Source organism: Paenibacillus sp. FSL L8-0708, assembly GCF_038009325.1.
Classification (GTDB): Bacteria; Bacillota; Bacilli; order Paenibacillales; family Paenibacillaceae; genus Paenibacillus_AQ; species Paenibacillus_AQ odorifer.
This window is the reverse complement of the sequence record NZ_JBBPBC010000001.1, coordinates 6,256,222-6,269,359: the sequence shown is the minus strand read 5'-3', so window position 1 is coordinate 6,269,359 and position 13,138 is coordinate 6,256,222. Positions and strand designations below refer to the sequence as shown.

Here is a 13,138-nt window from a genome sequence, read left to right as displayed (position 1 = left end):
CCGGATACGGGGACTTGCTGTTTGGCTTGTCGGTTACCTCAGTTCTCTACGTGCTTATTGGATGGAGACGTTATATTTACGCAGCCAGAGATCCACTTGGGCGAGGTAAGCAAACAGCTGAGGACCGGACATGAGTTGGCCGAACCAAGGCAGATTGGTTGAGGATTCCGGGGAAGCGGCGATCTCACGGATTTTGGCAGCATCAATTAGCGGAAGTAGGGGGGAAGTGGAGTCATCCAGAATGTTTAATACCTGAGTTCGTACCGCATTTAAATAGGCAGGATTATGAGTTTTGGGGTAAGGGCTTTTTTTGCGGTAGAGCACATCGTCTGGAAGAATGCCTTCAAGAGATTTACGTAAAATCCCTTTTTCACGGCCCCCCAGATTCTTGATTTCCCACGGAATATTAAATACATATTGAACGAGTCGGTGATCACAATAAGGAACACGTACCTCTAGCCCTGCGCCCATGCTCATTCGGTCTTTACGGTCTAGCAGAGTAGGCATGAAGCGGGTGATATTCAGATAGGACATTACGCGCATTTGTGCTTGTTTTCCTGTTTCTCCATCCAACTTCGGAACTTCAGCCACCGCATCACTATATCTGTCACCCAAATATTCCAGTGGACGAATCCACTCGTTAATTTCTGGGGAAAGTAGACTTGCACGCATTTTCGGAGCAACTGACCAAGGAAAAGTGCCTGAGGAGAGCATTTCCTCACGGTGGAACCAAGGGTATCCCCCAAAAATCTCATCCGCCGCTTCACCGGAAATAGCTACTGTCGCGTTCTTTTTAATCTCCCGGCAAAATAAGTACAACGAAGAGTCCACATCGGTCATCCCTGGTAAATCCCTAGTGTACAAAGCATTATCCAGCGCTTCTACAAGCTCCGGTGTATCGAACGAGATGTAGTGGTGGTTTGTATTCAATTCATCGACCATTCGTTTAATCCACGGCCCATCTGCTCCCGGCTGGAAAGTATGACTTTTGAAATGTTTGTCGTTATCTACATAGTCTACGGAATAAGTATCCACTTGTCCCTGACCATTCCGGTTGTAGTAATCCACTGCAAGTGCCGTCAGCGCACTGGAATCCAGCCCTCCCGACAAAAGAGAGCAAACAGGGACGTCTGAGACCAGTTGGCGTTCTAGTGTATCTTGGAGCAGTTCACGCACCTTAGCGGCTGTCTCTGCTTCATTGTCTGTATGCTTTGCGCTTTCCAGCTTCCAATAGGCATAACTGCGCAGACCTTCACGGCTATAGATCATAGCATGACCTGGACGAAGCTCTTGCATATCCTTATAAACACCATGACCCGGTGTACGCGCTGGACCGATGATGAAGATTTCTGCGAGACCTTCAGGACCCACGACTGGTTGAACCTTAGGATGCTGCAGTAACGCTTTAGGTTCTGAGCCAAAAACCAGGACATCATCAACCTTGCTGTAGAATAGGGGTTTCACACCTAAACGGTCACGTGCAAAAAAGACTTGGTCCCGAAGACCGTCCCATACTGCAAAAGCAAAGATTCCATTGAGCTTCTCTGCGCAATCCGGCCCCCATTCGATATAGGAATGCAGCAGCACTTCTGTATCGCACTGGGTGCGGAATTGATGCCCTCGCTGCTTAAGTTCCTGTTTGAGTTCGAGGGCGTTATATAATTCGCCGTTGTAAACAATCGCGTATACCTGTTCCTCATGGCGGGTGATCATGGGCTGGGCACCGTTCTCCGGATCGATAACGCTAAGTCTGCGGTGACCGAAAGCACAGGGGCCTGAGATCCAGGTTCCGGCTGCATCGGGGCCGCGGTTTGCTAAAGTTTCAGTCATTTTGACCAGCAGCTGCGAGTGCTGAGTGAGATCTCCGCGCCACTGGATAAATCCGGTTATTCCGCACATGATGGTTCATCCTCTCTTTTGTGCGATTGTTGTCCTTACTTTTTTGCCAAGTAATACAGATATATGCCGAAGGAAGGCATAAAATGTATGTCCTTATCCGAACACTAGGGGAGAGGGGAATTTGCCAGGAGGGAAGGATGACAGGTGTATTATATTAAAGACGCCAAAATTCGCAGAATGATGGAGTACGATGGTGCGCCTTGTGCAGAAGTGGGTGTTTTGCCGGGTGCTGTTAGTGATCCTGCGCTTTTGGTGTATATCGTTGAGGATCGGCGTGAAGAAGGATATGAGATTGTCCGTATTCTGACTAATGATGCTGATACCTCCACCGATTGGTTTGATAACAATATGCATGACGCTTTTCAAGATGTGACCTCGAGTGCATTTACAGGCAGTAACTTCATGTCGCCAGAAGATGAGCATTCCAAATTTCAACGAGAATTACTCACTTTTGGGGATTTAAAAAAGCAGCTGGAGAAGCGTTTTCGAAAGCTGGAGTAAATATCGAAGGTTTGTAAAATGCACACTGGAATCGCAGAAAAGGACGGCAGAAATGCCGTTTTTTTCATTTCCTGTGGTTACGCTGACGTGTGAAAAAGCTGTACCGGAAACACTTTTATTATTTTTCTAAGTTGTTTTGACTTGAAAAATCCGCTGAATAAGGTATAATAAATATCGTTGCGTCAATACATAGTATTTATTTCTTATATGTCCCGGTAGCTCAGCTGGATAGAGCATGCGCCTTCTAAGCGCACGGTCAGGGGTTCGAATCCCTTCCGGGACGTCAATTAACAGCCTTCCTTCGGGAGGGCTGTTTTTGCGTGCGCAAGTTTTAGTTCGAGGTCACACACGGGGTGCTTTGTCTTCCTTCTTGATCTAAACGTCGAAATTCGATTCACCGTTGAACATCAAACTTCCAGCATCTAGCCCACATTTGTACATACGCAGCAACTATCGGACCCAGATGACCTTAAATGCTGAGAAATGCAGAATTTGCGATGTTATCGGACTTCATCGTCACTATTGATGCCAAACGTGCCCCAAATGAGCTACTTTCTCAGGAATAGCTGCACTGTAGTCCGAAACGTTGCTCAAAAGGCGATAAAAGAGTAAATAACGTCATCTGAGTCCGCAAGCTTCCTCGGTCTGAGTAATGCTGGTTACTTGGTGTTGTACATCTATTGGTGTTGACTGCATGGCATGTTTGGCGGTGGGGACTTACGGTTTGAGTACTTCTTGGTGTGAACGCTTGGGCGTGTTGAGCTACTAACCATCATTGAACATCAAGCTTCCAGCATCTTAGTCCACATTTGTACATACGCAGCAGCTATCGGACCCAGAGGACCTTAAATGCTGAAAAGTGCCACATTTGCGATGTCATCGGACTCCATCGTCACTATTGATGCCAAACGTGCCCCAAATGAGCTACTTTCTCAGCAATAGCTGCACTGGAGTCCGAAACGTTGCTCAAAAGGCGATAAAAGAGTAAATAACGTCATCTGAGTCCGCGAGCTTCCTCAGTCTCAGGAAATACTGGTTACTTGGTGTGATGAGTTACTTATTTTGTACATACGCAGCAACTATCGGACCCAGATGACCTTAAATACTGAAAAGTGATACATTTGTGATGTCATCGGACTCCATCGTCACTATTGATGCCAAACGTGCCCCAAAAGAGCTACTTTCTCAGGAATAGCTGCACTGGAGTCCGAAACGTTGCTCGTAAGGCGATAAAAGAGTAAATAACGTCACCTGAGTCCGCGAGCTTCCTCAGTCTAAGTAATGCTGGTTACTTGGTGTTGTGCATCTATTGGTGTTGACTGCATGGCGTGTTTGGCGTCGCGGGCTTATGGTTTGAGCACTTCTTGGTGTGAACGCTTGGGCGTGTTGAGCTACTAACCATCATTGAACATCAAGCTTCCAGCATCTTAGCCCACATTTGCACCTACGCAGCAGCTATCGGACCCAGATGACCTTAAATACTGAAAAGTGATACATTTGTGATGTCATCGAACTCCATCGTCACTATTGATGCCAAACGTGCCCCAAATGAGCTACTTTCTCAGGAATAGCTGCACTATAGTCCGAAACGTTGCTCGTAAGGCGATAAAAGAGTAAATAACGTCATCATAGTCCGCAAGCTTCCTCAGCCTCAAACAGTGCTGGTTACTTGGCGGTGTTATGTACTAATCGCCGAAGAATGTAAATTACCCATTATGCGCACGCTAACCTCAAGCCATAAACAAAGACCGCTCCTAAAGAAGCGGCCAGATTTCCTCCCAGACGGTATCCAGGATTCCCTGCATGTTATCTTCCATGCTGTTAATTGCAATGACTGCTTGAGCGTCCGGCACCACAAGACAGAATTGTCCATGAGCGCCATCGGCACGGTAAGCGTCGTGGGAGCAGAGCCAGAATTGGCAGCCGTATCCTTCTCCCCAGTCGCCGTTTCCATCATTGTCGATCTGTTTTTGTGTAACAAAATCGATCCATGCTGCGGGAATTAGTTGCTGGCCCTGCCACTTTCCTTGCTGTAAAAGCAGCTGTCCAAACCGGCTTAACTCTTCCGTGCTAATCTGAAGTCCGGCACAGCCAAGGGTTACCCCTTGAGGTGTTGTTTCCCAATCGACATTGTTTATGCCCAGAGGTGCAAACAAACGAGGTACCAGATAATCCTTTACGGTTTGCCCGACGCGGGCTTGCACCATTGCAGAGATCATAATGGTATCTCCGCTGCTGTATGTAAATTTCTCTCCTGGAGCTCTGTCTAAAGTCAGAGCCAAATAATGCTGCACCCAATTTTTATCCTTCAAGGCTAATCTCTCTTCAGCCCAAAATGGAGGGGAGTCGTGCCCTGTACTCATTCGCAGCAAATCGAACAAAGTTATATCTCCGGGCTGCATGGATGGAGGTGTTGGTTTAAGAGGAGAGGCATACTCCGGAAAAACATCTTTAAGCGTTGTTTCCAGTGTCAGCTTCCCTTCATCAATGGCAAGACCTACTGCCATACAAGTAAAAGACTTGCTGACGGAATGCTGCAAGCGCCGAATATCCTCCGTGAGATCCAGTTTTCCCACAAGGTTTCCGTTTTGAAGCACACGAACATTGAAAATATTCAGGTTTCGTTCACGAGCCTTAGCTGCGAATGGAGCCATGTTCAACATAAAAAGAGTCCTTCTTTCTCTTGATATTCCTAGCTAGGATAGCGAAGTGACAAAAAGAAAAACTAGAAAAATGAGTGGAAACGTTTTCTGTTATTGCGATGAAAATCACTAAATTGATGGTATTCCATTCTTATTTTAAAGTCAATAAAACAAGGAAAACTATTGTTTGATATATAAATACCAATTATTTCTAATTTGTAGATTGAATAACTATAGACTTATTGTAATTTTAACCAAATAAAAAGTGATGAATCACAATTTTTTTTGCCTTTTTAGTTGACTTATAAAAATTACCTGTTCATAATGGACGAAGTAAGCGGAAAAAACGCGCTAAGGACTCAAAATGATGTCGTGGGAAACGTTTCCCATCATTTCATGCGTTTCCACAACCTGATTTTCATCGGGTGAAGGGGGGACTCATCATAGGAGTGGAGCAAGGTAAATATGAATATCAAAGATATTGCAAGGCTATCAGGCGTGGGTATCGCCACAGTCTCCAGAGTAATCAATAATAGCGGTGTTGTAAGCGATACAACTAGAGCTAAAGTGATGGCGGTTGTTAGAGAACATAACTATATTCCAAACGGTAATGCGAGCAACTTGAAAAAAACGCGATCCAATACCATAGCGCTAATGGTAAAAGGGATCTCAAACCCGTTTTTTGCCGACATGATCAAAGAAGTTGAACGCCAGGTGAATCTGCGGGGATGTCCGCTAATGATCCAGCATGTAGAAGATGGAGTAGACGAGATCGATATCGCTCTACAGCTTGTAAAAGAAAAAAATCTATATGGCGTAATTTTTATGGGCGGAACGTATGATCATTCCGAAGATAAATTCAAACAATTAAAAATTCCATTTGTTCTGACTACCATCACGACTACAAAAGAAGTCGATCCTGCTGTTTTTTCAAGCGTGATCATTGATGATCTTCAGGAATCTTATAAAGCTGTCAGCTATTTAATCTCATTAGGACATCGCAATATCTGTTTTTTGGCCAGATTTCCTCTGGTGCAAAATACAACAGGTAACCGGCGGCTTATGGGATATATCAAGGCGCTTGAGGAGCATGGAATTGAGTACGACCCTTCAATGGTAGAGGACTGTGAATATAGTCCAAGCTCTGGCTTTACAGCTACCAAACGTCTGCTCAATAAGAAAAAAGATATCACTGCTGTTTTTGCTGCATCAGATACGATTGCCATTGGGGCGGCTAAGGCGTTATTGTCCTTGGGCTTATCAATTCCAAATGATGTTTCGATTATCGGATTCGACGGGATTGAAATGGCAGAATATTATCATCCATCTCTGGATACGATCAGCCAACCCGGAGTGGATATGGCGAAGGCCAGTGTTGAAATTTTGTTTGACCTGATCACAGGTGATTCGCAAAACAAACATATGGTATTCGAATCTGTACTGGTTAAGCGGGGATCTTGCAAGAAAATAAACAAATGAATAAGAACGAAAAGGAGATAACTCATGGCATTATTAACAGTTGAGACAGGTTCTCCTACCTTGAGAATGACAACGACCATCAGTATTATCTCCCCCGTCGATTCAGGCAACATGTCTGGAGGAACGCTCTACCTGCTGCATGGTGCTGGTGATAACGCCAGTACTTGGCACAGGATGACTACTATTGAGCAGTATGCAAGTCAATATGGTTGTACAGTCATAATGCCCCAAGTAAACAGGAGCTATTATACAGACATGGAGTACGGACTGGATTACTTCCACTATGTGACCCATGAGCTTCCCGAGCTTTGTGGCCGAATGATGAGGTTGGATGATAATCCGCAGAAGACGTATATCGCTGGTCTATCGATGGGCGGGTATGGTGCTCTGAAATGTGGACTTACCTATCCCGAGCGTTACAGCAAAGTGGTTTCGTTATCAGGAGTTACCGATCTCCAGAAACGATTAAACGATCCGCAAATGTCCAAGGACATGGCGAGGGAGATGGCGGGTACTTTTGGAAAACGCTTACAAATTAAGCCGGATCAGGATCTGTACGCTTTAGCTGCTAAATTGGTCGACGATAAACGTAACCTGCCTTCGATTCTGGCTTGCTGTGGTTCGGAAGATCCGTTTGTGGAGATGAATCGGGAATTCGCAGCTTACCTGGAGACGACCCCTTATGAATTTCAGTATGTTGAGACCTCTGGAACTCATGAATGGCGATTCTGGGAGGAACATCTGAAGACAACCTTTGATTTCTTGTACAACTAAAAGACATAAGCAGAGTGAGGAGATGCAAATTGAAATCCGAAGTTGCAATACCGGCTAAAAAAATGAACGACAGCAGATTCCAACTGTTCCTAAGGGAAGTCTGGAAGAACAGAATGGTCTATACTCTGGTGCTTCCTGGACTAGTGTGGCTTTTCCTATTCGCTTATCTGCCGATGGGTGGTCTATCTCTGGCTTTTAAAGATTTTAAAGCGAATTTAGGAATTTGGGGCAGCCCATGGAGCGGATTCGAGAATTTCACCTATGTGTTCCGTGACCCGGCTTTTATTGACGCCGTATGGAGAACGTTAACCATTAACATCGGTAAGCTGATTATTCAGTTCCCTTTTCCAATCATATTGGCATTGCTGCTGAATGAACTGCGCATGAATCGTTACAAAAAAGCTTTACAGACGGTGTTCACATTTCCGAACTTTCTGTCATGGATCGTAGTATCCGGGGTTGTTATCAATGTGCTTTCCTATGATGGTCTGGTTAACAGCCTCATTCAAATGTTTGGCGGGACAGGCATTAACTTCCTGGGTTCTGAAAAAATGTTCGTTCCGATGTTGTATCTTACGGATATCTGGAAATCAGCAGGTTGGGGAGCCATTATCTTTATGGCCGCTATCTCTGGTATTGATACAGACCAATATGAATCCGCACAGATTGATGGTGCTACACGCTTGCAGCAAATGTTCCGCATTACTCTGCCTAACATTCTTCCGACGATTACGATTATGTTTATCCTTTCTGTCGGTGGCCTGATGTCATCTGGATTTGACCAAATCTTTAACTTGAGCAACGCTGCAACGAAAAACGTCTCGGAAGTACTAGATGTGTATATCTACCGGATCACGTTCCAGTCTTCAACAGACTTTTCATTCTCCACTGCAGTCAGTTTGTTCCGTTCACTTGTTAATATGATTCTGCTGATTCTGGCAGACAGAGCTGCCAAACTTATGGGCGGAGACGGTTTATTCCGGTAAGAAAGGAGTGCAAATGTATGAGTAAAAAAAAGCTGACCATTATGCAAGACCATAAAAAAATGACCGCTATGGATTATGTGATTTTCGTAATTCTGAGTGTGGGCGCTTTGGCCATTCTTATTCCATTCTGGAATGTCATTATGATTTCTTTTTCTACGCAAAAAGAATACGCTGATAACCCTATGATGTTATTTCCGAAGAACCCAACACTGGAATCCTATCGGGCACTCTTTGCTGATGGGCGGATCGGGACTGGGTATTGGAATACCTTTAAGATCTTAATCTTAGGACTCCCGCTTAGCTTGTTCTTAACGACAAGTATGGCTTACGGCCTTAGCCGCAATAAATTCCCGGGTAAAAAGCTGATTTTTATGCTTGTCCTGTTCACAATGATTTTTAATGGCGGGATTGTACCTTTGTACCTGGTGATGAAGGATCTGCATCTGACAGGCAACCTTTGGTCAGTTATTCTGGCTGGAAGCTTCAGTGCGTTTAACCTGATTCTGATGTCGAACTATTTTAGCAGTCTGCCTGAGTCCCTGATGGAATCTGCGCGACTTGATGGTGCTGGGGAATGGAGAATCCTGTTCTCTGTAGTCCTGCCATTATCTGCTCCAATCGTAGCTACCATCACATTGTTCTACGGAGTAGCCTTCTGGAATGGATGGTATGACGCCATGATCTTCCTGCGGAAAGCGGATCAGATGCCACTGCAGAACGTGTTGCGATCTATCATTATGGAAGCCCAAGTGAATGCATCGAATGCCACAAGTGTTGACGCAGTGGGTAAACAATCATTCTCCATGGGTATGAAAATGGCGGCAGTATTCGTTACCATGGTTCCTATTATGTGTTTCTTCCCAATGCTCCAAAAGCACTTTGCCAAAGGGGTACTTACAGGGGCTATCAAGACCTAGTGGTTTATGATTTATCCATATAAAAGAGGGTCAGTCACACAATTTAAGGAGGACAAAATGAATATTTTAAAAAGAAAATCTGTAAAGTCAATCCTTGCCGGTGTTTTATGTCTTACTCCAATCATGTTGGCAGCATGCTCAAGCTCAGACAACAATGCTAATAGCGGAAATTCAGGCAATCCAACAGATGGATATAAAGATGAGTTGAAGATTTCGTTAGCCAGTACCATTAAGACAACAGAATCTGATTTTGATAACGTGTATCATAAATATTTTACGGATAAGTTCAATATTAAATGGGATTACAACTATATTGAATGGGATTCATGGGCTGAGAAGCTTCGCCTATGGATTAACTCTGGTGATCTTCCTGACGTAGCAAGCTGGAACTATGTTCACGGTGATGCGCTTAATTACATTGATCAAGGGCTGCTGTACAAGCTGCCAGATGACTGGAAAGAACGCTGGCCGAATGTGGCAGCCGCTTATAAGCTGACAGGACTTGGCGATGAATTGGAGAAAGCGGTAGGTGGCACTTATGTTCTGCCAAGACCGGTATACTTTGAGAACAAGCCGGCAGATCCGCTCATTAACCAAATCGGAGTAATTGCTCTGCGTTCTGACTGGGCTAAAGCCGTTGGTTTTGAATTGAAGGATGCTTACACTACTACAGAACTGATGGAATTTGCTAGATTGCTTAAAGAGAAAGACCCTGGCAAGGTAGGAGATAAACTCATTCCTATTTCTTATGACATCAACGATGCTTTGACTAATATTGTAATGGCTAATAGCGTGCATTCCAGAGTAGAGTCAGCATTCTATAAAGATGCAGATGGCAAATACCAATGGGGTCCAGCCAACGATGAAACGTTAGCGGCACTGAAAGAACTTCAAACTACTTATAAAGAAGGATTACTGCACCCTGAGTTTTATACTTGGAAAAATGGTGAATCTGGCCAAAAGTTCACAGTTAACGGTGTTTCCGGTATTACGAGTCTAGGTGGTTTGGCTTCTTACAGAAAAGACATGGACGTTAAAATGAAAGATAACCTAGGTGTAAATAGTGATGACCTAGTACACACAGCTATTGTACTTGGCGATGACGGTAAATATCGTAATCTTGATCAAGTTAACTTCTGGTCTGCTGTAATCTTCTCGCCAGATATTAGCAAAGAGAAATTTGAACGGATTATGGACTTCATGGAATATACAACAAGTAAAGAAGGTCAATTGACTGTTAACTTGGGCTTTGAAGGAACAGACTGGAAAAAAGGCGAAAATGGCGAATTAATCAGCCTACTCCCTGAAGGAACAACATTGGATAAGAAATATCCGAACCGTTTTGAAGGACTGTATGTCTTGGCGGATGACTTTAGTGTCGTGAACCCTGCGATCAAAAAAGAATATCGCGATCGTTCTGTAGAACTGTTCAAGGAAAAAGCTGAGCTTGCGTTAAAAGACAAAGCAACGGCAGAATATGACTGGGACTACCAGTTGTATGATTCCAAGGCTAAAAATCAGGCTTCCTTTGACTATGCTACAGAATACACTAACCTGATTTTGAAACCAGGCGATCTAGAGGCGAACTGGAAAGAATGGGTTAAGAGCAAACAATCCCTCGTTCAGCCGGTTCTAGATGAACTAAACAATCTAAAAAAATAGCTTTCGCCCTATGCATGTAGGAATGAACCTACAGGACCCGCGTGCAATTCTTGCACACGGGTTTTTCCATTCATAGGCATCGGCAGAATTGAACAATGGAGGATTTGAAATGAATGAGCAGCAACTGACTACCTTGTTGAACCAGATGACGCTTGAAGAAAAGATTGCACAATTGCAGCAGCTAGCCGCTAATTTCTATGAAGGGGCAGAGGATGGAGGACAAATCACTGGCCCTATGGCATCCATGGGAATTACGGACCACATGATCGAGAGCAGCGGCTCTGTACTTGGTCTATCAGGTGCAGCGCAAGTCATCGCGGTTCAGGAAGCCCATTTACGCAAAAATAGATTGGGCATTCCCTTGCTGATGATGGCGGATATTGTGCATGGCTTCAAGACGATTTTTCCGGTCCCGCTGGCAATTGGCTGCTCTTGGGATATGGATCGCGCAGAGCTGAGCGCCGAGATTGCGGCTAAAGAAGCGGCGGTCTCCGGTGTGCACGTTACTTATGCGCCAATGGCGGATCTTGTACGGGACCCACGTTGGGGAAGAGTAATGGAATCTACAGGAGAAGATCCATATTTGAATGGTAGGTTTGCCCGTGCGTTTGTGCGCGGATTTCAAGGAAGCGACTTGACTGGTGATGTAGATCGTCTGGCGGCTTGTATTAAGCACTTTGCTGCCTATGGTCTATCCGAAGGCGGTCGTGATTATAATACGGTGGATTTATCGGAACGGCAGCTGCGTGAATATTATCTGCCGGCCTATCGTGCAGCACTGGATGAAGGTGCAGAAATGGTTATGACTTCATTTAATACGATTGATGGGATTCCGATAAGCGGCAACGTCAAGCTGCTTCGCCAGCTGCTTCGTGAAGAATGGGGATTTGATGGCGTATTGATTTCGGATTGGGGTGCAGTGAAGGAACTGATCCCACATGGTGTCGCCGAGGATGAGGCTGAGGCAGCACTTAAAGCCATCAAAGCTGGTGTAGACATCGAGATGATGACGGCTTGTTATGTTCATCAGCTTCCGGCGCTTGTTGCAGATGGACAAGTAGATGAGAAGATTATTGATGAAGCTGTGCTTCGTATTTTGAAATTGAAGCAAAGATTGGGATTGTTCGAGCATCCGTTCCGCGGAGCTGACGTCGAGAAAGAGCGTGAGGTAATCTTCTGTGAAGATCATCGAAATGCGGCGCGTGAGTTGGCGGCTAAATCCTGCGTACTGCTCAAGAATGATCAGGTTCTGCCGCTTGCTGCAGAGCAACGGATTGCGCTAATTGGACCGTTTGCTACTAGCGGAGATATTCTTGGACCGTGGTCGTGGTTGGGTTCAACGGAAGAGGCAAGCCGTCTTGCACCAGCACTTCAAGCTCGCGCAGGTGCGGGTAAGATTACTGTTGCAGAAGGTTCTGGAGTCGATAGCTTTACAGAGGAACAGTGGCTGGAGGCGGAAGCGGCTGCTAAGCAAGCTGATGTGATTGTACTGGCGCTTGGTGAACATTCAGAGATGAGTGGAGAAGCGGGCAGCCGTTCAGATATCCGTTTGCCGGAAGCGCAGCTTGAGCTTTTACAACGTCTGAAACAGCTGAATAAGCCTATCGTGGTGGTGTTGTTTAATGGACGTCCACTAGACTTGGCCGGTGTGTACGAGCATGCGGATGCTATTTTGGAAGCTTGGTTCCCGGGCAGTGAAGGCGGAGCGGCAATTGCCAGTCTACTTTATGGAGATGAGAATCCTTCAGGAAGATTAACGATGTCTTTCCCGGTATCCGTTGGGCAGATTCCAGTCTATTACAATCATTTCAACACTGGACGCCCACTTCATGCTCCGGGTGCCGACAAACGTTATGTCTCGCAATATCTGGACATTCCTAATGAACCGCTTTTGCCATTTGGTTTTGGACTGAGCTATACGACATTTAGCTATAGTGAACCAATTCTGTCCGGTGAAATTATGACTGAAAATCAGCCTATTGAAATAAAAGTTACGGTGACCAATACTGGAGAAGTAGATGGGGAAGAGGTAGTGCAGCTGTATATCCGAGACATTTCCGGAGAGGTCGTCAGACCAATGAAGGAACTGAAGGATTTTGCCAAAATCAACCTCTCACCAGGGGAAAGTCGTGAAGTGACCTTTACACTTACCGAACAGCAGCTTCGTTACTATCATAGCGATCTAAGCTTTAGCAGCGATCCGGGACGATTTAAATTATTCGTCGGTTCGAACAGCAATGAGGTTAAAGAACGGGATTTTTGCTTAACATTAGCATAA

Annotated in this window: 9 protein-coding genes and 1 tRNA gene; 8 read left to right on the top strand and 2 right to left on the bottom strand. The window is 45.1% G+C overall.

Annotated elements, in window-relative coordinates:
* Positions 1 to 54: 54 nt before the first annotated feature.
* Positions 55 to 1,899 (bottom strand): asparagine synthase (glutamine-hydrolyzing), encoded by a 1,845-nt coding sequence (asnB, locus tag NYE58_RS29500; protein ID WP_341003724.1) that lies wholly within the window; start codon positions 1,897 to 1,899, stop codon positions 55 to 57.
* A gap of 144 nt (positions 1,900 to 2,043) precedes the next feature.
* Between asnB and NYE58_RS29495 the strand changes: the two genes are divergently transcribed.
* Both NYE58_RS29495 and NYE58_RS29490 read left to right on the top strand, forming a co-directional pair.
* On the top strand, positions 2,044 to 2,400 hold the full coding sequence (locus NYE58_RS29495; RefSeq protein WP_036686975.1) for a hypothetical protein: 357 nt from the start codon (positions 2,044 to 2,046) through the stop codon (positions 2,398 to 2,400).
* 209 nt (positions 2,401 to 2,609) lie between these two features.
* A tRNA-Arg gene (locus tag NYE58_RS29490) sits at positions 2,610 to 2,683 on the top strand.
* 1,471 nt (positions 2,684 to 4,154) lie between these two features.
* Here the strand turns inward: NYE58_RS29490 and NYE58_RS29485 are convergent.
* Entirely contained in the window at positions 4,155 to 5,063 is a 909-nt protein-coding gene (locus NYE58_RS29485) for a serine hydrolase domain-containing protein (protein WP_076278017.1), read from the bottom strand.
* A 444-nt stretch (positions 5,064 to 5,507) separates the two neighbouring features.
* On the opposite strand from NYE58_RS29485, the gene NYE58_RS29480 reads away from it, so the two are divergent.
* The 6 genes from NYE58_RS29480 to bglX all read left to right on the top strand — a co-directional run bounded on the left by NYE58_RS29480 (position 5,508) and on the right by bglX (position 13,138).
* The gene (locus NYE58_RS29480) at positions 5,508 to 6,521 is read left to right on the top strand and encodes a LacI family DNA-binding transcriptional regulator (protein ID WP_076142395.1); all 1,014 of its coding nucleotides are present in this window, start codon (positions 5,508 to 5,510) and stop codon (positions 6,519 to 6,521) included.
* A 24-nt stretch (positions 6,522 to 6,545) separates the two neighbouring features.
* Positions 6,546 to 7,295, top strand: a complete 750-nt coding sequence (locus NYE58_RS29475; RefSeq protein WP_076278016.1) for an alpha/beta hydrolase — start codon at positions 6,546 to 6,548, stop codon at positions 7,293 to 7,295.
* Between the two features lie 62 nt (positions 7,296 to 7,357).
* Positions 7,358 to 8,281, top strand: a complete 924-nt coding sequence (locus NYE58_RS29470; protein ID WP_036687012.1) for an ABC transporter permease — start codon at positions 7,358 to 7,360, stop codon at positions 8,279 to 8,281.
* Between the two features lie 17 nt (positions 8,282 to 8,298).
* Entirely contained in the window at positions 8,299 to 9,198 is a 900-nt protein-coding gene (locus tag NYE58_RS29465; RefSeq protein ID WP_036686985.1) for a carbohydrate ABC transporter permease, read from the top strand.
* A 57-nt stretch (positions 9,199 to 9,255) separates the two neighbouring features.
* Positions 9,256 to 10,860, top strand: coding sequence for an extracellular solute-binding protein (locus tag NYE58_RS29460; RefSeq protein ID WP_076129208.1), 1,605 nt, complete (start codon positions 9,256 to 9,258; stop codon positions 10,858 to 10,860).
* A gap of 109 nt (positions 10,861 to 10,969) precedes the next feature.
* Positions 10,970 to 13,138 carry a beta-glucosidase BglX gene (bglX, locus tag NYE58_RS29455; protein ID WP_339809302.1) on the top strand — a complete coding sequence of 723 codons (2,169 nt, stop codon included), beginning with the start codon at positions 10,970 to 10,972 and terminating at the stop codon, positions 13,136 to 13,138.